Origin of the sequence: Arthrobacter sp. NPDC058192, assembly GCF_042883665.1 — a bacterium.
In the GTDB taxonomy this organism is placed as follows: Bacteria; Actinomycetota; Actinomycetes; order Actinomycetales; family Micrococcaceae; genus Arthrobacter.
Map to the genome: position 1 here is coordinate 60,935 of NZ_JBHVVJ010000007.1, position 21,538 is coordinate 82,472.

Below are 21,538 nucleotides of genomic sequence, written 5' to 3' on the forward strand. Positions count from 1 at the left end.
GCCGTGGTGCTTGCCAGTCGAAGCCGGCGGACACGTTCGGACGCGCCAGACGCAACAAAAACGTTGTTTCTTTATGTGCCGGATTGTTTGAAAATGTGTTTTCGTGTACAAAGGGAACCATGACGCGAACCACCATGACCCAGCTCGCCGACGGCCGGGAGATCATCTACTTTGACGACGCAGAGTCCGCCGAGCGGCCCGCAGAATCCCTGGTGGACCACCGGGATCTGCCCACTCGCCCCGAGCCCGGCGAGCTGCGCTTCGATGCGCTGAGCCGGGATTGGGTGGCCGTCGCCGCGCACCGGCAGTCGCGCACCCACCTGCCACCGGCGGACCAGTGCCCGATCTGCCCGACGACGCCGGCCAACCAGACCGAGATCCCGGCCCCCGACTACGACGTGGCCGTCTTTGAAAACCGCTTCCCCTCGCTCGGCCCTGACGCCCACGAGATTCCGGCGACGCCGGTCTGGGGGACGACAGCACCCGCCGCAGGCCGGTGCGAAGTGGTAGCGTTCACCCCGCAGCACACCGGATCCTTCTCCGAACTGGGCTGGCGCCGGACCCGCACCGTGATTGACGCCTGGGCCCACCGGACGCAGGCGCTGAGTGCTCTGCCCGGCATCCGGCAGGTCTTCCCGTTCGAAAACCGGGGCGCAGACATCGGCGTCACCCTGCACCACCCGCACGGGCAGATCTACGCCTATCCCTACGTGACACCGCGCGCCGCGGTGCTGGCCGCCGCAGCCGGCGAGTTCGCCACCTCGACGGACGGCACGGCAACGCTCACCTCCTCCCTGCTCCAGGCCGAACGCAGCGACGGCAGCCGCATGGTCCTCGAGGGCGAACACTTCAGCGCCTACGTCCCGTTCGCGGCACGCTGGCCCCTGGAAGTCCATCTCGTCCCGCACCGCCAGGTCCCGGATCTCGCCGCCCTGGACGGAGCCGAGCGCGACGAGCTGGCGGAGCTGTACCCCGAACTTCTCAAGCGCTTTGACGCCCTGTATCCGACGCCGACCCCCTACATCGCAGCCTGGCACCAGGCTCCGCTGGAGCCGGCCATGCGCCGGGCCGGTCACCTGCACCTGCAGCTGACGTCTCCGCGCCGCGCAGCGGACAAGCTGAAGTATCTTGCCGGATCCGAGGCCGCCATGGGTGCCTTCATCAACGACACCACCCCCGAGTCCGTCGCGGCCCGGCTGCGCGAAGTGGCTGCCCAGCCAGCTGGCCTCGCAACCCGCCCCACCTTGACCCCGGAAGGCACCCCCGCATGAAAACGCCAGCACGCACCGACGCCGGGCCCGGCACCCTGGCTGACCGCTTCGAGGCGGCCTTCGGCGCACCACCGCACGGCGTCTGGGCCGCCCCCGGCCGGGTGAACCTGATCGGTGAGCACACCGACTACAACGAGGGCTTCGTCCTGCCCTTCGCGATCGACAACCGGGCCAGAACCGCCGTCCGGCTCCGCGGCGACTCCGCCGTCCGGCTGCTGTCCACGTTCGGAGACCAGGGACTCGTTGAGGCCGACACCGGCGCCCTCGCGCCGGGCACCGTCACCGGCTGGGCCAAATATCCCCTCGGAGTGGTCTGGGCGCTGCAGCAGCACGGCATCGGGGTCCCCGGCTTCGACCTCCTCCTCGATTCGGACGTCCCACTCGGCGCCGGGCTGTCCTCCTCGCACGCGATTGAATGCGCCGTCGTCACCGCCCTGAACGAACTCACCGGCGCAGGGCTTTCGGCCGAGGAAATGGTCCTGCTGACCCAGCACGCGGAAAACGCCTTCGTCGGAGCGCCGACCGGCATCATGGACCAGTCGGCCTCGCTGCGCGGCGCCACCGGCCACGCCGTCTTCCTTGACTGCCGCGACCAATCCGTGGAACTCGTGCCGTTCCAGGCCCTCGAAGCCGGGCTCGTCCTGCTGGTCATCGACACAAAAGTGGAACATTCGCATGCCGACGGCGGCTACGCCTCCCGCCGCGCATCGTGCGAGGTCGGCGCCGAACTCATGGGCGTAAAAGCCCTACGGGACGTCTCCGTCGCGGACCTCCAGGAGGCCAGCGGGCTCCTCGATGCCACGACGTTCCGGCGCACCCGCCACATCGTCACCGAAAACGACCGCGTGCTGCAGACCGTGAATGTCCTGCAGACGCGGGGACCGGCGCACATCGGCAGCCTCCTCGATGACAGCCACGCCTCCATGCGCGACGATTTCGAGATCTCCTGCCCCGAGCTCGACCTCGCCGTGGACACGGCCCGTGCCCACGGCGCCATCGGCGCCCGGATGACCGGCGGCGGCTTCGGCGGTTCGGCGATCGCCCTTACCCCGGTGCAGGACGAGCAGCATGTCCGCGACGCCGTCGTCCGCGCATTTGCTGACGCAGGGTTCACCCGGCCGGACATCTTCACCGTCACGCCGGCAGCGGGAGCGGAGCGCATCCGATGAAACCCTGGTTTGCCGGCGGCAGCGGCCACACCGCTGCCGCCGCACTATGAGCTTCGAGTACGCGGCATACACAGGCAGACTGTCACTGCAGGCAGGGCAGGCGCGTGTCTGCTTATGCCCTGCTCCATTACTGACTGCTCTTTTCCGGGCTGGGTGGCGCCGGTGGGGTCCAACTGCGGGCCACTGCGTCCAGGGCGGCGTCGTAAGCTGCATCCCAATCGACGCCGGGCGGGCCCACGTGCGCCAGCTCCAGACTCACTAGGCCGTGAACCTGGCCCCATATTGCTGCCGCGACTATTTCCACTGCGGCTGCCGATGGGCTGCCTGCTGACTGTGCGGCTGTGACTGCATCTTTGAGTGGCCCCATGGCATCGGTGGCGACCTCCGGACTTGGCTGGCAATCGGTTAAGGCGGCCAGTGAGCCGCCGAACATCAACCGGTAGAGCGCCGGATGACTCAGCGCCCAACTCCGGTACGCGATGCCCAACCCGCGCAGTCCGCCGCTCAGCGCTGCTGCCTGTGAGCCGCCAAACGAACGAAAACCATCGTCCACCACTGCGGTGAGAAGCTCGGATTTGCCTCCAAAAAGGGAGTAAACCGCCGTGGTTGATGTCCCCGCAGCTGCAGCCACGTCCCGCACGGTCACCCTGGCCGGACCGTTCCGGTCAACCAAGTCGGCCGTCACTGCCAGGAGTTCATCACGCAACGTACTGGTGTGCACCACGGGTCTTGCCATAAATACCATCATTCCATAACATTGTTTCATAACAGCGTTATCAAACGAATTTGGCTTTAGATGGAGGCGTATGTGATGGGGCAATACATCTATCCCGGCCGGTACACCGCGGACCCCGGCACGGACTCTGTGACTGTGTTCCTGATCGGCATGCGGGCAAACCGATGGTGGAAGGCCGGCAAGGTGGCCCAGGTCGCCGGGGCGATGCCCCGCATCCTTCGCCATCTGGCAAGCGATCCTGCCGCAGGCATGCTCGGCTTTGAACAATGGTTTGGGCGCACCACCATGCTGGTCAGCTACTGGGAAAGCCCTGAACACCTGCGGAAGTTCGCCGCCGACCGGGACGCTCCCCATCTGGAACCCTGGCGCCGCTTCATGAAAGAACTCTCTGGAACCGGAGACATCGGCATCTGGCACGAGACCTACCAGGTGCCCGCAGCCGGGATTGAGACCGTCTACAGCGGGATGCCACTGTTCGGGCTCGCCAAAGCCACCGCCCAAGTCCCGGTCGGCGCGGGCACGCACACAGCGAAGCAGCGGATGGGGCGCTTCTCCGGGCCGGCTGCTTCACCGGATGTTCTTCCCGGAGCGGCAGGACACTGAGCGTTTGCGCTCCAATCCAGCCCAACCATTGCTTGACGGAATCTGCATATCGGCGTTCTCAAGGGCCGGCGGGGCAGTGGCCCTGAGTCGCGCGACGCCATGGCTCCCTGTGGCCTACTCCTCGCGGTCGATCTCCAGGTAGCTGAGGCCGCTCAGGTCTAACCAATAGTGGGTTGGTGTTTCCACCAATCTCAGCAGCACGCCCTGGCAGTCGCGGCATCGCACCACGATGCCGGGTGCGTCGGTGAAGACCATGGCCTCGCCGAATGCCCTGACTGAGCCGCAATGCCTGCAGCGTCCGAGCGCTGCGATGATGTCGATGCGGAACACTTCGGACAGGGCGCCGGCTGTGGCGTTGCCGTCCACGTGCGGGATCGGGTCGTGGGCTGATGCTGCAATGTCCTGATCTTCGGGGGCAGCGAAGTCGTCGGCGCCGTTCATCGGAGACCCCCCGTCCCGCCAAATCGTTCGGTCTTTATCGAGCCCGGCGAATAGCCGGCCATCACAAGCCAGTCCGCAACGGTCTCCACGAAAACCGTTTGGCCGCAGACAAACACATCCGGATTCTCCTCAGCTGGGAAGATCTTGCCCAACAGGGTGTCCGACGTAAGGCGTGCCGGCGGGACCGGCCAGCCTTCCGGCGTCGAACGCGTATAGACGTAGTCGACCATCAACTTGGCTGATTCCTGATCCAAGCGGCCTAGCTCGTCCCGGTAAAGCGAGGTCTCGGGCGATCTGAGGGAATAAAGCAATTTGAAAGGGGACGCGTTCGTGGAGGCCTGATGGGCGCGGATCATCGACATCAGTGGCACCACACCCGACCCTCCCCCAATCAGCTGCACCCGGTTCCCACTGCTCGGCCGCCAGACAAACCAGCCGCCCACAGGCCCCCGGATTTCCAACCGATCCCCGACGGCCAGGTCCCGGACAAGGTACGGGGACACTTCGCCGTCGGGCAGCTCGTCAACGGTGATTTCCAGATGCTCATCCGAGCCTGCGGATGCCACCGAGTACGAACGGATCGCGGTGTACCCGTCGTCGGCGGTGAGGCGGATGTCAATGTGCTGGCCGGCCAGATGTCCCATCAAGCCGTCCACGCGCAGCCGAAGGGTCCGGGCCGTGGCGTTTTCCTCGACCCCGGCTACCACTTCAGCGACATGCCATGCGGTGCTCACGGCACGTGCCTCACGAGTACCGCTCCTCGCGCCAGGGATTGCCGTGAAGGTGGTAGCCATTCGATTCCCAGAAACCGGGTACGTCTTCCCGTGTCAGTTCCACGCCGTGGATCCATTTCGCGCTTTTCCAGAAATACAAATGCGGCACCAGAAGCCGTGCCGGTCCGCCGTGGGCCCGTGCAAGCGGTTCTCCATCGAATTCCCACACCACCCAGGCCTTGCCGCCCAAGAGATCCCACAGCGGAACATTGGTTGTGTAACCGCCGAAGGAATGCGCGGTGGCGAAGTCGCTGGTCGTTTCGACGTTTTCAAAGAGCGTGTCCAATGAAACTCCACGCCATACCGTTCCCAGTTTTGACCAACTGGTCACGCAGTGAATGTCCTGAGTGATTTTCTCCTGCGGCAAGGCCATGAATTCGTTCCAGGACCAGGAGAGCCGCAGGCCGTTCCCCGTGGTGATGAAAAACTCCCATTCGTCAATGGGGATAAGCGGAGCAGGACCGGCGGTGAGGACGGGAAAGTCCTGTGTTTCATGCTGCCCGGGAGGCAGGGCGGGATTCTCGGACCGCCGTCCACGGAAACCGGATGAAATGATACCCATGATGCACCTCCCGGGTGGAGCTCCACCCGGCCAACGACCGTTGATGCCCCAACCATAGGGCAACGTCTGGTCGTGGTCTAGGTGTATTACCCAGACGGGCCGGCCGGCCCTCCAAGAAGCTAGCCGATCAGCGCCAGCACCGCCCCGGCCGCGACCACTCCCCCGGCTTCCGTGCGTACGTCCGTGACGGTGCCGCTGCGGTGCGCGGGGACCTGGGTTTCCATCTTCATGGCTTCGAGGACAAGCACCGGGTCCCCGGCCGAGACCTCAGTGCCCGGCTCCACCAGCCACTTCACCACGGTTCCGGCCATGTCGGCGCGCAGTTCGGCCGGGTCGGCACTACCGGCGGCAGCGCCGCCGTCGGACGCTCCAGTCACGCTGACACCCGAAGGTACCGGGCCTCCTGGCAGCGCCCGGCCGGAACGGGCCCAGCCGTCCAGAAGGTCGGCCGGCAGTCCGACGGCGAGCCGGCGGCCGTCGACGTCGACCGTGATGGTGCGGCGTTCGCCGTCGGGCGCGGTGGTGCTGTAGTCCGGGTCGGCGGGGATGCTCTCCGCGAAGTCGGTTTCGATCCAGCGGGTGTGGATGCCCAGACCGTCCTCGGAGGTGAAGTCCGGGGACTCCAGCACGGCCCGGTGGAAGGGCAGCACGGTGGCCACCCCGGTGATGTGCATTTCGGCGAGGGCGCGCCGGGCGCGGCGCAGCGCATGCTGGCGGTCCGCGCCGGTGACGATCAGCTTGGCGAGCAGGGAGTCGAACTGCGGCGCCACGAAGGAACCGGAGCGGACCCCGGTGTCCAGCCGGATGCCCGGCCCAGTGGGTCCGGTGAACTCGCCAATCGTGCCGGGCGAGGGCAGGAAACCGCGGCCCACGTCCTCGGCGTTGAGCCGGAATTCAAAGGCGTGCCCCCGCGGCACCGGGTCGCCGGCAAGCCGCAACGTCTCGCCGGCGGCAATCCTGAACTGCTCCTGGACGAGGTCGACGCCGGTGGTTTCCTCGGTGATGGGATGCTCCACCTGGAGGCGGGTGTTCACTTCAAGGAAGGCCACGGTGCCGTCGGCCGCGACCAAAAATTCCACGGTGCCGGCGCCGGAGTAGCCGGCTTCGCGGCAGACTGCCTTGGCGGCGTCGTAGATCAGCTTGGTCTGCTCGTCGCTCAGGAACGGCGCGGGCGCCTCCTCGAGGAGTTTCTGGTGCCGGCGCTGCAGGGAGCAGTCCCGGGTTCCGACCACCACGACGTTGCCGTGCCAATCCGCGAGGACCTGCGCCTCCACGTGGCGGGGCCGGTCCAGGTAGCGTTCCACGAAGCATTCACCGCGGCCGAAGGCAGCGACGGCTTCCCGGACCGCGGAGTCGAAGGCTTCCTCGACCTCGTCGAGGACCCGGACCACTTTCATGCCGCGTCCCCCGCCGCCGAAGGCAGCCTTGATGGCGATCGGCAGTCCGTGCTGTTCGGCGAAGGCGCGCGCCTCGGCGGCCGTGGCCACGGGGCCGTCGCTGCCGGCAACCAGCGGCGCGCCGGCCCGGACGGCCGCGTCGCGGGCGGTGATCTTGTTCCCGAGCAGCCGGATGGCGTCGGGGCTGGGGCCGATCCAGGTCAGCCCGGCGTCGAGGACGGCCTGGGCGAAGTCCGCGTTCTCGGAAAGGAACCCGTAGCCGGGGTGGACGGCGTCCGCGCCGGACTTGGCCGCCGCGGCGAGGAGCTTCGGGATGTTCAGGTAGGTGTCCGCGGGCGAGTTGCCCTGCAGGCTGAAGGCCTCATCCGCGGCGGAGACGTGCAGGGCGTCGGCGTCGATGTCGGCGTACACCGCCACGGATGCCAGCTGCGCGTCATCGCAGGCCCGGGCTATGCGGACCGCGATTTCTCCACGGTTGGCGATCAGGACCTTGCGCATCAGTTACTCGCTTCTTCTTCGGTGTCGGACTTGGCGTCGGATTCGGTGGCGGGGTGCCCGCCGGTGGCGGATTCGGCCCAGCGGAACCGGATCCGTCCGCCGATGGGGACCTGCGCGGCGAGGTCCAGCTGGGAGTCGACCACCACGGCAATCACCGGGTAGCCGCCGGTGATCGGATGGTCGGCCAGGAAGAGCACGGGCAGGCCCTCGGGCGGGACCTGCAGGGCACCGGCGACCGTGCCCTCGCTGGGCAGCTCGCCTTGGCGGGTGCGCCGCAGCGGGTTCCCGTCCAGCCGCATGCCGACCCGGTTGGACTGCGGCAGCACGCCCCACTCCTGAGCGGCGAAGGAGTCCAGTGCCGCCTGGTCGAACCAGTCGGCGCGGGGACCGGGCACGACGTCGAGGACGGTCACCCCGGCGTCCGGGTACTCCGGCTGCAGTTCAGGATTCCCTACGACGCCGGACTCGGCTTCCCCGCCGGCGACAAGGACCTGCCCGGCGGCCAGGGGCGCCGGGCCGATCCCTGACATGGTGTCCCTGGAGCGGCTGCCCAGCACCGGGGCGGCATCCACGCCGCCGCGGACTGCAAGATAGCTGCGGAAGCCGCGCTCCGGGGCGCCGAAGCTGAGGATTTCGCCGTCGAGCAGCGCGAAAGGGGCGGCCACCGGCACGGTTCGGTGCCAGGATTCGCCGTTCTCGTCAGGCTTTGACGCGATGTCCAATGCCGACGGCGCCCCGGCGACGGCGAGGACCTTGTCCCCCACGGCCTGGACCTTGAGTCCGCCGGCGACGGTCTCGATGACGGCGGCCGACGGCGCGTTCCCGACGAGGCGGTTGGCCCGGCGCAGCGAGGCCCGGTCCAGGGCGCCGGCCGCGGAGACGCCCAAGCCGGAGTGGCCGTGCCGGCCCAGGTCCTCGACGAGGCTCTGCAGGCCCGGCGACACGATGCGGAGCCCTGCAGTGACGTCCCGCCCGGTTATGCCCGCGGTGACGGAATTCTCCGCGGCCGGCTCCGGCGCCAATGTGACGGTGTCCCGGACGGGGCGGAACTGCACGCGGTGTCCGGGGGCGGCCAGGGCGGGCTGCTCCCTGTCCAGGTCCCACATTTTGGCGTTGGTGTGCCCGATCAGCTGCCAGCCGCCCGGGGACCGGCGCGGATACACGGCCGAGTAGTTGCCGGCCAGGGCCACCGAGCCCGCGGGGACGGCGGTGCGGGGCGAGCTGCGGCGCGGCACTTCGAGCTGCTGGTTCTCCCCCACCATGTAACCGAACCCCGGCGCGAAGCCGGCGAAGGCCACGGTCCAGACCTGCCCTGAATGGGCTGCGATCACGCCGTCGGGCCCGAGGCCGGTGAGCCGCCCGACTTCGGCGAGGTCCTCGCCGTCGTACACGGTGTCGATGACCACCAGCTCACCGTCGCGCTGCACGCGGGCAGTGAGGTCGAGCTGCAGCAGCCCGGCGGCGATGCGCCGGGCCGAGGCCGGGGAATCGGCCTTGACCAGGACGGTCTCGGCCGCGGCCAGGATGTCCTGCTGCCCCGGCAGCGGCCTTTCGATGAGCAATGCCTGCAGGGCAAGGACGTCCTCGGTGCCGGAGAGCTCGGCAAGGACCGCGCGCGTTCCCACGGCCCGCACGGAACGGACCTTGTGCTTGGTGTGCTCAGTTGCTGCCGGGGTTTCCCCTGCTGTCTCAATCACGGGTTGCCTCAATCATTGTGCCGTAGGAGAAGATCGGCGCTGCCTAGGCGCTGGCATCCTGCAGGAGCCGATCTTCTTCGGCGGTCTGCGGGTTGCGCCCGATGGCCAGTCCGATCACCGTCACGATTGAGGCGACCGCGAGATAACCGGCGATCAGGAACCAGTCGCCACTGGCGGCGAAAAGGGCGGTGAAGACCAATGGTGCGATGGCGCCGCCGATTACACCGGCGAGGGTGTAAGCCAGCGAACTGCCGGCGTAGCGCAGCCGGGCCGGGAACTGCTCGGTGATGTAGGCGGCCTGCGGGCCGTACATGAAGGCGTGGAACGCCAGTCCGATCACGATGCCGATGGTCAGCGTGATGACCGACTTGTCCTGGATCATGACGAAGAACAGCGGGATATAGACGGCGGTTCCCACGGCGGCGATGCCGTATACGAGGCGGCGGTTGATACGGTCCGTGAGGGCGCCGGCCGCGGGGATCAGGACCAGCTGGAAGGCCGAGCCGATCAGTATCGCGCTGAGGACGTTGCTGGCAGTCATGCCCAGTTCCTTGGTGGCGTAGACGGCCATGAAGACGGTGAGCAGGGAGTACAGCACATCCGGGCCGACGCGGGAGAGGGCGGCGGACACGAGGGCGCGCGGTTCCTTGGTGAAGACCTCCTTGATGGGGGCCTTGGGCTGTTCGCCGTGGGCCTGGATGGCCTTGAAAATTGGGGTTTCCTCCAGCTTCAGCCGGATTAGCAGACCGAAGCCCACCAGGAAGGCCGAGGCGAGGAAGGCGACGCGCCAGCCCCAGGAAAGGAAGTCTTCGTTGCTCAGTGTCGCGGCGAGGATGGCCAGGACGCCGTTGGCCATCAGGTTGCCGGCGGGCGGACCGATCTGCGCGGCGGAGGACCAGAAGCCGCGCTTCCTGGCGTCACCGAACTCGCTGGAGAGCAGGACGGCGCCGCCCCATTCGCCGCCGACGCCGATGCCCTGGGCCAGGCGCAGCAGCACAAGGATGGTGGGAGCGGCCAGGCCGATGGTGGCGTAGCCCGGAAGCGCGCCGATCAGCACGGTTGCGATGCCGATCAGCAGCAGGGTGGTCACAAGGACGTGCTTGCGGCCAATTTTGTCACCGAGCCGGCCGAAGATCACACCGCCAATGGGACGGGCGAGGTAGCCCACCGCGAAGGTCGAGAAGGACAGCAGCAGCCCGATGTATTCGTCGTTGCCGGGGAAGAACACTTTCGGGAACACCAGGGCCGAGGCCACGGAGTAGATCGCGAAGTCGTAGTACTCCAGCGAGGTGCCGGTGAGGCTCGCGACGTAGGCCTTGAGGGCCCCGGGCGGCAGCTTCCTCTTGCCGGCGGCCGGGGTGGCCTGCTGCGGTGTGGTCATGGTTTTCCTCCAGGTGTGCGGGTGCTGCCCTGTTGCTTGGCGTGATGCGGTTGATGCGGAGTGGATGCGCTGTGAGGCGTCTCAGACGAACGCGGCGGTAGCGATCCCGGCACCGGTCAGCGCCTCGCGCACGGCGGTGGCCATGGCGACAGCCCCCGGGGAGTCGCCGTGGACGCAAATGCTTTCGGCGCGGATTTTGAGGACGGAGCCGTCGATGGTGCGGACGGCGGAGTCGGTGGCCATCCGGAGCACATGCTCCGCGACCTCCTGGGGGTCGTGCAGGACCGCTCCCGGCAGGGTGCGGGAGACCAGCGTGCCGTCCGGGTTGTAGGCCCGGTCCGCGAAAGCCTCGGTGACGGCCCGGAGTCCGGCGGCCTCGGCCAGCCGCAGCACTTCCGAGCCCGGCAGGCCCAGGATCGGCAGGGTCGGATCCACCGATTTCACGGCGTCGACGACGGCCTGCGCCTGTGCGGTGTGCGCGACGATCGCGTTGTAGAGGCCACCGTGCGGCTTGACGTACTGGACCTGACCGCCTTCTGCGGCGGCCAGCGCCTGCAGCGCGCCGATCTGGTAGACGACATCGTCCGCCAGTTCGCCCGGATCGATGTCCACGAAGCGGCGGCCGAATCCGGCGAGGTCGCGGTAGCCGACGTGCGCGCCGATCACGACGCCGGCGGCAACCGCCTCGCGGCAGGTCCGGCGGATGACGCTGGGATCGCCAGCGTGGAATCCGCAGGCCACGTTCGCGCTGGACACCGAGCGGAACATCGCGGTGTCATCGCCCAACGTCCAGCGGCCGAATGACTCGCCGACGTCGCTGTTCAGGTCAATGGTTGCCATTTGTGATCCTCGTCTCATGATAGCCCCCTTCAAGGATGCATCATTCCGACGGATTGTTCAACAATTCTTCGATCCCACAATGCGACGATCGTGTAAATTCGGCAGTATGACGACTTCCGATGCAGTTGCCGGCTCCACCCTGAGCGCAGCTGCGGCCCGGCTGCGGGTGGCCGTTCCGCCCGTCGCGGACCGGGTGGCAGCCGAACTGCGCCTGCAACTGGCGGAGGGCATTCTGCTGCCGGGAGCACGGCTGACCGAGTCGACCATCGCGGAGGACCTCGGGGTTTCCCGTAACACGGTGCGCGAAGCGTTCGCCGAACTGGCGGCCGAGCGGCTGGTGGTCCGCCTTCCCAACCGCGGCGTGTTTGTGGCAAGACTGGGCCCCGGCGATATCCGCGACGTCTACACCGTGCGCCGCGCCATCGAAGTGAGCTCCATACGCGGGGGCGGCAGCGCGGAGCGCATCGCAGCGGTCCGCGCGGCAATCGAAGAGGGCAAAGCCGCGGCGGCCGCCGATGACGAGGAGGGCCTGGGCAGCGCCAACCAGCATTTCCACGGCGCGATCGTGGCCCTGGCAGAGAGCAGGCGGCTGGACACGATCATGGCCCAGGTCCTGGCCGAGATGCGGCTCTTCTTCCACAAGGCCACCCTGGATGCGCATTTCTACCGGGGGTACCTGCCGGACAATGAGGAAATTTGCGAGGCCTTGGAAGCCGGGGAGCTGGACCGGGCAGGCGAGCTTCTGCTGTCCTACCTGAACCGTTCAGAGGAGCGCCAGGCAGCCGTGCACGGGGACTGAGCGCGGACCGCACTAGCTTGCTGTCCCCCGCTCGGCACCCAAAAAAGCTCGGCACCGTCCAGTCTGGACGGTGCCGAGCGTTATGGCATCGGACGGATTATTTGGTATTCGCGCCCACGGTTTCGCTCTGGGCGGGCGTGGTCTTCTCCGGGACGGGCGGAGGCGTGGTCTTGCGCTTGAACTGCTTCCCGAGGATGCTTTCCCCGCCGCTGCGGTTCTTGTTGAAGATGTCGAAAGCAACGGCCAGGAGGAGCACCAGGCCCTTGATGAGTTGCTGGTAGTCGGTGCCGAGCCCGAGGATCGACATGCCGTTGTTCAGGACGCCCATGATGAGGCCGCCGACCATGGCGCCCGCCACGGTTCCGATGCCGCCCGTGACCGCGGCGCCGCCAATGAACGCCGCCGCGATGGCATCCAGTTCGAAGCCGGTGCCGCCGGCGGGCTGTGCTGAGTTGAGCCGGGCCGTGAAAACGAGGCCAGCGAGGGCCGCGAGGACGCCCATGTTGACGAAGAGCCTAAAGGTGACTGCCTTGGTCTTGATGCCGGAGAGTTCGGCGGCGTGGAGGTTGCCGCCGATGGCGTAGGTGTGCCGGCCGAAGACGCTGTTGTTCATGAGGGCCGTGTACACGATCACCAGGACGGCAAGCACGATCAGGACGACCGGCGTGCCCCGGTAGGAGGCGAGCAGGAAGGTGATGGTCAGCATGAGCAGCGCGATGAAGGCGGTCTTGACGACGAACCAGACCGTGGGTTCGCTTTCAAGGTCGAACTTCTTGCGGATCCGCCGCTCCTTGACCGCCTGGATCAGGAGGGCAAGGGTTGCCCCCACGCCGAGGATGACGGTGAGCCACTCCAGCACCGAGGTGCCCCCCGAGATGTCCGGGAGGAAGCCTCCGCCCAAGGCCCGCAGTTCGGCGGGAAAGGGGGTGATCTGCTGGTTCTTGAGCACGATCAGGGTTAGTCCGCGGAAGATCAGCATGCCGGCGAGGGTAACGATGAAGGCAGGGATGCCGACGTGGGCAATCCAGTAACCCTGCCAGGCGCCGACCAGGGCGCCGACCAGCAGGCAGGCCGGGATGGCGAGCCACCAGGGCCAGCCCCAATGAACGATCATGACGCCGGCAATGGCTCCGACGAAGCCGGCGACGGACCCCACGGAAAGGTCGATGTGGCCGGCGATGATGACCATCACCATGCCGATGGCGAGGATGAGGATGTAGCTGTTCTGGACAACGAGGTTGGTGACGTTCTGCGGTTCCAGCAGGATTCCGCCGGTGAGTCCTTGGAACAGCAGGACGATCAGGATCAGGGCGACGAAGATGCCAACCTGGCGGAGGCGGCTTGTCAGGAAGCCGAGGGATTCTCGTAGGGCGGACATGTTCGCTATTCCTTCTCTTGGGTCATGTAGTGCATGAGGGATTCCTGGGATGCTTCTGCGATGGGCACTTCGCCGGTGACGTGGCCGGCGGACAGGGTGTAGATGCGGTCGCAGATCCCGAGGAGCTCGGGGAGCTCCGAGGAGATCACGATGACGGCTTTTCCTTCGGCCGCGAGCTTGGCGATGATCGTGTAGATCTCGAACTTGGCGCCGACGTCGATCCCGCGGGTGGGTTCATCGAGGATGAGGACGTCCGGATCGGAGAACATCCATTTGCTGAGCACGACCTTCTGCTGGTTCCCGCCGGAGAGCTTGCCGGTGACGGCTGCCACCGAAGGAGCCTTGATGTTCATGCTCTTCCGGTAGCCGTTGGCAACGAGGGTCTCTTCGTTCTTGTCCACCCAGCCGCCCTTGACCAGTTTGCGGAGCGCGGCCATGGAGATGTTCCGCTTGATGTCCTCGATGAGGTTCAAGCCGTAATGCTTGCGGTCCTCGGTGGCATACGCGATGCCGTGCTTGATGGCCCCTGCGACGGTGCCTGTGTTGATTTCCTTGCCGTATTTAAAGACCTTCCCCGAGGTTGCGGTGCCGTAGGTCCGGCCGAAGACGCTCATGGCGAGCTCTGTCCGGCCGGCACCCATCAGGCCGGCGAGTCCCACCACTTCGCCCTTGCGGACATTGAGACTGGCGTTGTTGACGACCATCCGGGTGTGGTCCTGCGGGTGCCGCACTGACCAGTCCTCGATCCGGAGGACCTCCTCGCCGATGTTGGGGTCACGGTCCGGATACAGGCTTTCAAGGTCCCGGCCCACCATGCCGCGGATGATGCGTTCCTGGGTGATCTGGCCCTCGTCCAGCCGGAGAGTCTCGATGGTCTTGCCGTCGCGGATGATGGTGACGGCGTCCGCAACCTTGCGGATTTCGTTCAGTTTGTGGCTGATGATGATGCTGGTGACGCCCTGCCCCTTCAGGTGGAGGATCAGGTCCAGCAGGTGGCCGGAGTCCTCGTCATTGAGCGCGGCGGTGGGCTCGTCCAGGATCAGCAGCTTGACCTCTTTGGAGAGTGCCTTGGCGATTTCCACCAGTTGCTGCTTGCCGACGCTGATGTGCTGGACGGGGGTGACGGGGTTCTCGCTGAGGCCCACCCGGGCCAGCAGCTTGCTCGCTTCGAGGTTGGTCTTCCGCCAGTCCACCCAGCCGTTCTTGGCCTGTTCGTTGCCGAGGTAGATGTTTTCGGCGATGGACAGGAAGGGACTCAGCGCCAGTTCCTGGTGGATGATCACAATGCCGCGCTTCTCACTGTCCGAGATGCTGGAGAAGTCGCACGGTTCATTTTCGAAGAGGATGTCTCCCTCAAACGAGCTGTGCGGGTAGACGCCCGACAGCACTTTCATGAGGGTGGATTTTCCGGCGCCGTTTTCACCGCAAATGGCGTGCACCTCGCCGCGGTTCACATCCAGCATGACGTCCTGGAGGGCCTTCACGCCGGGGAAGGTCTTGGTGATTCCTCGCATTTGAAGAATGGGTGTATTCATCGTCAATTCCCGCTGACTGGTCGAAGCTGGGCTTTCCTGCGGCTGCAGGGGCTTGCGGGAGGGGTTGTGGCCGCGCCGGACGCCCGGCCACAACCCCTCGGGGTTGGCTACTTGACGTCGGCTGCGGTGTAGTACCCGGAGTCGATGAGTTCCTTCTGGTAGTTGTCCGCCGTGACAATCACGGACTTGAGCAGGTAGGCCGGGACGACCTTGACCTTGTTGTCGTAGGTCTTGGAGTCATTGACCTCCGGCTCCTGGCCCTTCAGGACGGCGTCGACCATCTTGACTGCCTGCGAGCCGAGCTGGCGGGTGTCCTTGAAGATCGTGGAGTACTGCTCGCCGGCGACGATGGACTTGACTGAACCCTTTTCTGCGTCCTGGCCGGTGACCACCGGCAAGCTTCCCTTGGCATAGCCGCCGGTGCTGGTCAGGGCCGAGATGATGCCGATCGACAGCCCGTCGTACGGGGACAGGACACCGTGCAGCTTGGTGCCGGAGCTGTAGGCGGCTGTGAGGATGTCTTCCATGCGCTTCTGGGCCACGGGGGCCTGCCAGCGCAGGATGGCGGCCTGCTCGAACTTGGTCTGGCCGCTGGGAACCTTCAGCGTTCCGGCATCCAGGTAGGGCTTGAGGGTGTCCATGGCCCCGGTCCAGAAGAAGTTGGCATTGTTGTCATCCGGGCTCCCGGCGAACAGTTCAATGTTGAAGGGTCCCTTGCCCTCCACCTTCTTTCCGCTGGCATCGATCAGGCCCAGCCCGGTCAGGAGCGAGGTCGCCTGCTGGACGCCCACGGTGTAGTTGTCGAAGGTCGTGTAATAGTCCACGTTGGGCGTGCCGTTGATGAGGCGGTCATAGGCGATGACTTTGACGTTCTGCTCCTTGGCCTTGGCGAGGACATCGGTCAGGGTGGTTCCGTCGATCGCGGCGATAACGAGGGCCTTGGCGCCCTTGGTCAGCATGTTTTCGATCTGGGACACCTGGGTGGGGATGTCGTCATTGGCGTACTGCAGGTCCGTTTTGTAGCCGAGCTTCGCCAGGGACTCGGAGACGTTCTTGCCGTCCGCGATCCACCGTTCGGAGGTCTGGGTCGGCATGGAGATTCCCACCAGCGAGTCGCTGGGGTTGGCCGTTCCGCTAGGTTCGCTGGCGGCACCCCGGGCACCGCAACCGGTGGCCCCCGCCGCCAGCGTGAGGGCGACGACGAACGCGCCGAGGAGTTTCTTGATTCGCACGATCTGCTCCTTCCGCGGCAACATTGCCGCGAGTGTTGTTGGGCCGAGTAGCGTCTATGCTTCCTGACCGTCGGCACATTGGTGATGTGTTCGTACCAATATAAGCGCAATTGTGAACGCTAACAAGAGCTTTTTTTCGTCGTCCTGCCAGGCAGGTCGGAGAGCGAGCCGGAGCTGGCTCCGGGCCGAGGCGGGGCAGGCGGCGGGGCATTGACTTCCGTTTTGTTAGCGTTCACAATTGGACTGATCTTTCCCTACAACCCCGGTAATGAGGCCGACGCCTCCCGGATGGAGGCAGTTTCATGGCAGATGCAAACCATGCCGTCGACTTCGACCCCGGCACTGACAGCTACGTCATCGGCGTGGACTACGGCACGCTTTCCGGGCGGGCCGTGGTGGTCCGCGTCCGTGACGGCAAGGAACTCGGCAGCGGGGTGTTCGACTACCCGCACGCCGTGGTCACCGACGCCCTTCCTGCCGGGGTGGCGGGCGTCGCGGACGGAACAGCCGCCCGCCTTCCCGGGGATTGGGGGCTTCAGGTGCCCAACGACTACCGGGACGTGCTCCGGCACGCTGTCCCGGCGGCGATCGCCGACGCGGGGATCGACCCGGCCGCCGTCGTCGGCATTGGTACCGACTTCACGGCGTGCACCATGGTGCCGGTCAAAGCCGACGGTACTCCACTGAACGAGGTGCCCGGCTTCGCTGACCGCCCGCACGCCTACGTGAAGCTGTGGCGCCACCACGCCGCGCAGCCGCAGGCGGACCGCATCAATGCCCTGGCCGCGGAACGCGGCGAAAGCTGGCTGCCGCGCTACGGCGGGCTCATCTCCTCGGAATGGGAGTTCGCCAAGGGCCTGCAGCTGCTCGAGGAAGACCCGGAGACCTACGCGGCCATGGACCGCTGGGTGGAGGCGGCCGACTGGATCGTCTGGCAGCTGTGCGGCAACTATGTCCGCAACGCCTGCACAGCGGGGTACAAGGGCATCTACCAGGACGGCCGCTACCCCTCGGAGGAGTTTCTCGCCGCCCTCAACCCGGACTTCGAGGATTTCGTCAGCACGAAGCTGGAGCACACCATCGGCCGGCTCGGCGACGCCGCCGGCCGCCTGACGGCCGAAGCCGCGGCCTGGACCGGTCTGCCCGAGGGCATCGCGGTGGCGGTCGGCAATGTCGACGCCCACGTCACGGCCCCCGCGGCGAAGGCCGTGGAGCCCGGCCAGCTCGTGGCCATCATGGGCACCTCCACCTGCCACGTTCTGAACGGCGCCGAACTGCAGGAAGTCCCCGGCATGTGCGGTGCGGTGGACGGCGGAATCGTCGACGGACTTTGGGGCTATGAAGCCGGGCAGAGCGGCGTCGGCGACATCTTCGGCTGGTTCATCAAGAACGGCTTGCCGCCCGCCTACCATCAGGCCGCCGCCGCGGCCGGGCAGGGCGTCCACGAATACCTCACCGAACTGGCCTCCGCCCAGGCCATCGGCGAACACGGACTTCTTGCCCTGGACTGGCACTCGGGCAACCGGTCGGTGCTGGTGGACCACGAACTGTCCGGAATCGTCGTGGGCCAGACCCTTGCGACCAAGCCCGAGGACACCTACCGGGCGCTGCTGGAGGCCACGGCCTTCGGCACCCGCACCATCGTTGACGCCTTCCGCGACTCCGGGGTGCCGGTGACGGAATTCATTGCCGCCGGCGGCCTTCTGAAGAACAGGCTGCTGATGCAGATCTACGCGGACGTCACCGGGCTGCAGCTCTCCACCATCGGCTCCACGCAGGGTCCCGCCCTTGGTTCGGCCATCCACGCCGCCGTCGCTGCCGGCGCCTACCCGGAAATCCGTGCTGCCGCCGAAGCCATGGGCGCCGCCCCGGGCGAGGTGTACACCCCGATCCCGGAGAACGTGGCCGCGTACGAGGCGCTCTTCCAGGAGTACCGGGCACTGCACGACTACTTCGGCCGGGGCGGCAATGACGTGATGCACCGGCTCAAAGCCATCCAGCGCAGTGCACACCACACACGCACCGCCGCCCTCGAGGGAGTCTCCGCATGAGCACGCTGCTCGAATCGATTGAGCGCATCCGCCGCGAGGTCTGCGACCTGCATGCCGAGCTGACCCGCTACGGGCTGGTGGTCTGGACGGCCGGCAACGTCTCGGGCCGCGTCCCCGGCTACGACCTCATGGTCATCAAGCCCTCCGGGGTGTCCTATGACGACTTGACCCCCGATCTCATGGTGGTCACCGACCTGTACGGAATCCCGGTCAGCGCGGCCTCTAACGGCGGAGGCGGGGACATTATTGAGTGGGGCAATCCGGCCCTGAGCCCCTCTTCTGACACGGCCGCGCACGCCTACGTCTACCGGAACATGCCCGACGTCGGCGGCGTGGTGCACACCCACTCCACCTACGCCACCGCCTGGGCTGCGCGCGGGGAAGACATTCCGTGCGTGCTCACCATGATGGGCGACGAATTCGGCGGACCCATCCCCACGGGCCCGTTCGCATTGATCGGAGACGACTCGATCGGCAAGGGAATCGTCGAAACGCTCCGGAACTCGAATTCCCCGGCCGTTCTGATGCAGAACCACGGCCCCTTCACCATCGGCAAGGACGCCCGCTCGGCCGTGAAGGCGGCCGTGATGTGCGAGGAAGTGGCCCGGACGGTCCACGTCTCGCGGCAGCTCGGCGAGCCGCTGCCCATCGACCCGGGCCAGATCGAGTCGCTTTACGACCGCTACCAAAACGTCTACGGCCGCTAGGCCGCCGAATCTTCCACAGAACCTCCAGGAGAAACCCATGCCCCACGCCAGCAGCACCTCCGCCAACAGCACGTCCCTTGAGCAGTACGAGGTCTGGTTCCTGACCGGCAGCCAGCACCTCTACGGCGAGGACGTCCTGAAGCAGGTGGCCGCGCAGTCGCAGGAGATTGCGGACGCGCTGAACGCGTCCTCCGCCGTCCCGGTCAAGGTCGTCTGGAAGCCGGTCCTCACCGACTCCGACGCCATCCGCCGCACCGCCCTCGACGCGAACTCCGAGGACGCCGTGATCGGCGTGACCGCCTGGATGCACACCTTCTCCCCGGCCAAGATGTGGATTCAGGGCTTGGACCTGCTGCGCAAACCGTTGCTGCACCTGCACACCCAGGCCAACGTTGAACTGCCGTGGGCGGACATCGACTTCGACTTCATGAACCTGAACCAGGCCGCCCACGGCGACCGCGAATTCGGTTATATCCAGTCCCGGCTGGGCATCCCGCGCAAGACCGTGGTGGGCCACGTCTCCAACCCGGAGGTCACCCGCCAGGTCGGCGCCTGGCAGCGCGCCTCCGCAGGCTGGGCCGCCGTCCGGACCCTCAAGCTCACCCGATTCGGGGACAACATGCGCAACGTCGCCGTCACCGAAGGCGACAAGACCGAGGCCGAACTGCGCTTCGGCGTCTCCGTCAACACCTGGTCCGTCAACGAGCTCGCCGGCGCCGTGCACGGCGCCGCGGAGTCCGACGTCGACGCCCTCATCGCCGAGTACGGGCGCCTTTATGAGGTAGCCCCGGAGCTTCAGGCGGGCGGTGCCCGGCACGAATCGCTGCGCTACAGTGCACGGATCGAGCTTGGCCTGCGCAGTTTCCTCGAAGCCAACGGTTCCGCCGCGTTCACCACCTCCTTTGAGGACCTCGGCGCGCTGCGCCAGCTGCCTGGCATGGCGGTCCAGCGGCTGATGGCCGACGGTTACGGGTTTGGCGCCGAGGGTGACTGGAAGACCGCCATCCTGGTCCGCGCGGCCAAGGTCATGGGCGCCGGCCTTCCCGGCGGCGCATCGCTCATGGAGGACTACACCTACCACCTGGTCCCGGGCCAGGAGAAGATTCTTGGCGCGCACATGCTCGAGGTCTGCCCCTCCCTGACCGCCACCAAACCCCGCGTGGAGATCCACCCCCTCGGGATCGGCGGCAAGGAGGACCCCGTGCGGCTGGTCTTTGACACCGACGCCGGCCCCGGCGTCGTCGTCGCCCTGTCGGACATGCGCGACCGCTTCCGCCTCGTGGCAAACGCCGTCGACGTCGTCGACCTCGACGAACCGCTGCCCAACCTGCCCGTCGCCCGGGCGCTGTGGTCGCCCAAGCCGGACTTCGCGACGTCGGCCGCCGCCTGGCTGACCGCCGGAGCCGCGCACCACACCGTGCTGAGCACCCAGATCGGCATGGACGTCTTCGAGGATTTCGCCGACATCGCGCAGACAGAGCTCCTCACCATCGACGACGGCACCACCATCAGGGCGTTCAAGAAAGAGCTCGCCTGGAACGCCGCGTACTACAAACTCGCCGGCGGACTGTGAACGAGTACGAAATCCGCGCCGGAGGCTACGCCGCCGTCATCACCCCGCGGGGGGCGGCCCTGCGGGAGCTCCTCCACCGGGGACGGGACCTGATTGTCCCGTCCCCGGCGGGCGGTCCCGTTCCCGATTACCGGGGGATCATCGCGGCGCCTTGGCCAAACCGCATCGCCGACGGCACTTACAGCTTCGACGGCGAGATGCACCGGCTGCCGATCAATGAACCAGAGCGGAAGACGTCCCTGCACGGGCTGGCTTTTGCGCTCGACTGGACCCTGAATGAACAGGACGGTGGCTCGCTTACGTTGGTGTGCACTGTGGGGCCCGCCGCCGGCTACCCGTTTGAGCTCGAGCTACAGGCACAGTACGTGCTGGACGGCAACGGCCTGCACTTTAGCGTCACCGCGAGCAACGTGGGCGGGGCCACGGCCCCGTACGGTGTCTGCCCGCACCCCTACCTGGTCGCCGGCCCGGCGCCCCTCGACGACTGGATCCTCGAAATCCCCGCGGGCGCATTCTTGGAGGTCACCCCGGACCGGCTGCTGCCGAAGGAAATACGCGCCGTGGAAGGCCACAAGTTCGACTTTCGTGCCGCGCGCGCCATTGGCGCCATCGAGATCGACCACGCATTCACCGACATCGCGTTCGACGGCGACGGACAGGCCCGCGTACTCGTCCGCGACCCGGGCGGAACCGGCGTCGGATTGGCTTGGGACCGGAAGTGCCGCTGGCTCCAGATCCACACCGCCGACAAGCAGCCGCCTGCGCCCAATCGGCTGGGGCTTGCCGTGGAACCCATGACTTGCCCGCCGGATGCGTTCAACAGCGATCAGGACTTGGTGGAGCTGAAGCCCGGCACATCACACCAGGCGTCCTGGCGCATCTTCGCCGCTTAGAC

Annotated in this window: 19 protein-coding genes; 8 read left to right on the top strand and 11 right to left on the bottom strand. The window is 66.7% G+C overall.

Going from position 1 to position 21,538, the window contains the following annotated elements:
- Positions 1-119 precede the first annotated feature (119 nt).
- Both galT and galK read left to right on the top strand, forming a co-directional pair.
- Positions 120-1,271, top strand: coding sequence for a galactose-1-phosphate uridylyltransferase (galT, locus tag ACFVVK_RS08975; RefSeq protein WP_390266075.1), 1,152 nt, complete (start codon positions 120-122; stop codon positions 1,269-1,271).
- Positions 1,268-2,440: a galactokinase gene (gene galK, locus ACFVVK_RS08980; RefSeq protein ID WP_390266076.1), complete on the top strand. Its 1,173-nt coding sequence runs from the start codon at positions 1,268-1,270 to the stop codon at positions 2,438-2,440. Before galT ends, galK begins: the two co-directional genes overlap by 4 nt.
- 127 nt (positions 2,441-2,567) lie before the next feature.
- Here the strand turns inward: galK and ACFVVK_RS08985 are convergent, their stop codons facing one another.
- Positions 2,568-3,188 carry a TetR/AcrR family transcriptional regulator gene (locus ACFVVK_RS08985; RefSeq protein WP_390266077.1) on the bottom strand — a complete coding sequence of 207 codons (621 nt, stop codon included), beginning with the start codon at positions 3,186-3,188 and terminating at the stop codon, positions 2,568-2,570.
- A 63-nt stretch (positions 3,189-3,251) separates the two neighbouring features.
- Here ACFVVK_RS08985 and ACFVVK_RS08990 point away from each other — a divergent pair, with 63 nt between their 5' ends.
- Complete coding sequence (locus ACFVVK_RS08990) at positions 3,252-3,779, top strand: DUF4188 domain-containing protein (RefSeq protein WP_390266078.1); 528 nt, start codon at positions 3,252-3,254, stop codon at positions 3,777-3,779.
- Positions 3,780-3,893: 114 nt separating this feature from the next.
- Here ACFVVK_RS08990 and ACFVVK_RS08995 read toward each other — a convergent pair whose 3' ends face one another.
- The 7 genes from ACFVVK_RS08995 to ACFVVK_RS09025 form a co-directional block, all read right to left on the bottom strand.
- The gene (locus ACFVVK_RS08995) at positions 3,894-4,220 is read right to left on the bottom strand and encodes a DUF6510 family protein (RefSeq protein WP_390266079.1); all 327 of its coding nucleotides are present in this window, start codon (positions 4,218-4,220) and stop codon (positions 3,894-3,896) included.
- Positions 4,217-5,014 (bottom strand): ferredoxin reductase, encoded by a 798-nt coding sequence (locus tag ACFVVK_RS09000; protein ID WP_390266080.1) that lies wholly within the window; start codon positions 5,012-5,014, stop codon positions 4,217-4,219. The genes ACFVVK_RS08995 and ACFVVK_RS09000 overlap by 4 nt, the downstream gene beginning before the upstream one ends.
- On the bottom strand, positions 4,965-5,555 hold the full coding sequence (locus tag ACFVVK_RS09005) for a molybdopterin-dependent oxidoreductase (protein WP_390266081.1): 591 nt from the start codon (positions 5,553-5,555) through the stop codon (positions 4,965-4,967). Before ACFVVK_RS09005 ends, ACFVVK_RS09000 begins: the two co-directional genes overlap by 50 nt.
- A gap of 119 nt (positions 5,556-5,674) precedes the next feature.
- Positions 5,675-7,450: a biotin carboxylase N-terminal domain-containing protein gene (locus ACFVVK_RS09010; RefSeq protein ID WP_390266082.1), complete on the bottom strand. Its 1,776-nt coding sequence runs from the start codon at positions 7,448-7,450 to the stop codon at positions 5,675-5,677.
- Positions 7,450-9,144 (bottom strand): 5-oxoprolinase/urea amidolyase family protein, encoded by a 1,695-nt coding sequence (locus ACFVVK_RS09015; protein WP_390266186.1) that lies wholly within the window; start codon positions 9,142-9,144, stop codon positions 7,450-7,452. Before ACFVVK_RS09015 ends, ACFVVK_RS09010 begins: the two co-directional genes overlap by 1 nt.
- Positions 9,145-9,190: 46 nt before the next feature.
- Positions 9,191-10,528, bottom strand: coding sequence for an MFS transporter (locus tag ACFVVK_RS09020; protein ID WP_390266083.1), 1,338 nt, complete (start codon positions 10,526-10,528; stop codon positions 9,191-9,193).
- 81 nt (positions 10,529-10,609) lie between these two features.
- Positions 10,610-11,368 (bottom strand): LamB/YcsF family protein, encoded by a 759-nt coding sequence (locus ACFVVK_RS09025; RefSeq protein WP_390266084.1) that lies wholly within the window; start codon positions 11,366-11,368, stop codon positions 10,610-10,612.
- A 106-nt stretch (positions 11,369-11,474) separates the two neighbouring features.
- Between ACFVVK_RS09025 and ACFVVK_RS09030 the strand changes: the two genes are divergently transcribed.
- Positions 11,475-12,167, top strand: a complete 693-nt coding sequence (locus ACFVVK_RS09030) for a GntR family transcriptional regulator (RefSeq protein ID WP_390266085.1) — start codon at positions 11,475-11,477, stop codon at positions 12,165-12,167.
- Positions 12,168-12,264: 97 nt separating this feature from the next.
- On the opposite strand, the gene mmsB is transcribed toward ACFVVK_RS09030, so the two are convergent.
- The 3 genes from mmsB to chvE form a co-directional block, all read right to left on the bottom strand.
- Complete coding sequence (mmsB, locus tag ACFVVK_RS09035; RefSeq protein ID WP_390266086.1) at positions 12,265-13,545, bottom strand: multiple monosaccharide ABC transporter permease; 1,281 nt, start codon at positions 13,543-13,545, stop codon at positions 12,265-12,267.
- Positions 13,546-13,550: 5 nt separating this feature from the next.
- Positions 13,551-15,080: a multiple monosaccharide ABC transporter ATP-binding protein gene (gene mmsA, locus ACFVVK_RS09040; RefSeq protein WP_390266087.1), complete on the bottom strand. Its 1,530-nt coding sequence runs from the start codon at positions 15,078-15,080 to the stop codon at positions 13,551-13,553.
- A gap of 107 nt (positions 15,081-15,187) precedes the next feature.
- Positions 15,188-16,336, bottom strand: a complete 1,149-nt coding sequence (chvE, locus tag ACFVVK_RS09045) for a multiple monosaccharide ABC transporter substrate-binding protein (protein ID WP_390266088.1) — start codon at positions 16,334-16,336, stop codon at positions 15,188-15,190.
- 278 nt (positions 16,337-16,614) lie between these two features.
- Here chvE and araB point away from each other — a divergent pair, with 278 nt between their 5' ends.
- The 4 genes from araB to ACFVVK_RS09065 are packed head-to-tail and all read left to right on the top strand — an operon-like array spanning position 16,615 to position 21,536.
- On the top strand, positions 16,615-18,363 hold the full coding sequence (gene araB, locus ACFVVK_RS09050) for a ribulokinase (protein ID WP_390266089.1): 1,749 nt from the start codon (positions 16,615-16,617) through the stop codon (positions 18,361-18,363).
- Positions 18,360-19,070 (top strand): L-ribulose-5-phosphate 4-epimerase, encoded by a 711-nt coding sequence (locus ACFVVK_RS09055; protein ID WP_390266090.1) that lies wholly within the window; start codon positions 18,360-18,362, stop codon positions 19,068-19,070. Before araB ends, ACFVVK_RS09055 begins: the two co-directional genes overlap by 4 nt.
- A gap of 37 nt (positions 19,071-19,107) precedes the next feature.
- Positions 19,108-20,643 carry an L-arabinose isomerase gene (araA, locus tag ACFVVK_RS09060; RefSeq protein WP_390266091.1) on the top strand — a complete coding sequence of 512 codons (1,536 nt, stop codon included), beginning with the start codon at positions 19,108-19,110 and terminating at the stop codon, positions 20,641-20,643.
- Positions 20,640-21,536: an aldose 1-epimerase family protein gene (locus tag ACFVVK_RS09065; protein ID WP_390266092.1), complete on the top strand. Its 897-nt coding sequence runs from the start codon at positions 20,640-20,642 to the stop codon at positions 21,534-21,536. The genes araA and ACFVVK_RS09065 overlap by 4 nt, the downstream gene beginning before the upstream one ends.
- Positions 21,537-21,538 lie beyond the last annotated feature (2 nt).

What these genes read in the sequence shown, in the direction of transcription:
- ACFVVK_RS09030 (WP_390266085.1), top strand. Translation starts at nt 11,475, where the DNA reads ATGACGACTTCCGATGCAGTTGCCGGCTCCACCCTGAGCGCAGCTGCG.
- ACFVVK_RS09025 (WP_390266084.1), bottom strand. Translation starts at nt 11,368, where the DNA reads ATGGCAACCATTGACCTGAACAGCGACGTCGGCGAGTCATTCGGCCGC.
- ACFVVK_RS08985 (WP_390266077.1), bottom strand. Translation starts at nt 3,188, where the DNA reads ATGATGGTATTTATGGCAAGACCCGTGGTGCACACCAGTACGTTGCGT.
- araA (WP_390266091.1), top strand. Translation starts at nt 19,108, where the DNA reads ATGCCCCACGCCAGCAGCACCTCCGCCAACAGCACGTCCCTTGAGCAG.
- ACFVVK_RS09010 (WP_390266082.1), bottom strand. Translation starts at nt 7,450, where the DNA reads ATGCGCAAGGTCCTGATCGCCAACCGTGGAGAAATCGCGGTCCGCATA.
- ACFVVK_RS08995 (WP_390266079.1), bottom strand. Translation starts at nt 4,220, where the DNA reads ATGAACGGCGCCGACGACTTCGCTGCCCCCGAAGATCAGGACATTGCA.
- galK (WP_390266076.1), top strand. Translation starts at nt 1,268, where the DNA reads ATGAAAACGCCAGCACGCACCGACGCCGGGCCCGGCACCCTGGCTGAC.
- ACFVVK_RS09000 (WP_390266080.1), bottom strand. Translation starts at nt 5,014, where the DNA reads ATGGCTACCACCTTCACGGCAATCCCTGGCGCGAGGAGCGGTACTCGT.
- mmsA (WP_390266087.1), bottom strand. Translation starts at nt 15,080, where the DNA reads ATGAATACACCCATTCTTCAAATGCGAGGAATCACCAAGACCTTCCCC.
- mmsB (WP_390266086.1), bottom strand. Translation starts at nt 13,545, where the DNA reads ATGTCCGCCCTACGAGAATCCCTCGGCTTCCTGACAAGCCGCCTCCGC.
- ACFVVK_RS09055 (WP_390266090.1), top strand. Translation starts at nt 18,360, where the DNA reads ATGAGCACGCTGCTCGAATCGATTGAGCGCATCCGCCGCGAGGTCTGC.
- ACFVVK_RS08990 (WP_390266078.1), top strand. Translation starts at nt 3,252, where the DNA reads ATGGGGCAATACATCTATCCCGGCCGGTACACCGCGGACCCCGGCACG.
- ACFVVK_RS09020 (WP_390266083.1), bottom strand. Translation starts at nt 10,528, where the DNA reads ATGACCACACCGCAGCAGGCCACCCCGGCCGCCGGCAAGAGGAAGCTG.
- ACFVVK_RS09005 (WP_390266081.1), bottom strand. Translation starts at nt 5,555, where the DNA reads ATGGGTATCATTTCATCCGGTTTCCGTGGACGGCGGTCCGAGAATCCC.
- chvE (WP_390266088.1), bottom strand. Translation starts at nt 16,336, where the DNA reads ATGTTGCCGCGGAAGGAGCAGATCGTGCGAATCAAGAAACTCCTCGGC.
- galT (WP_390266075.1), top strand. Translation starts at nt 120, where the DNA reads ATGACGCGAACCACCATGACCCAGCTCGCCGACGGCCGGGAGATCATC.
- araB (WP_390266089.1), top strand. Translation starts at nt 16,615, where the DNA reads ATGGCAGATGCAAACCATGCCGTCGACTTCGACCCCGGCACTGACAGC.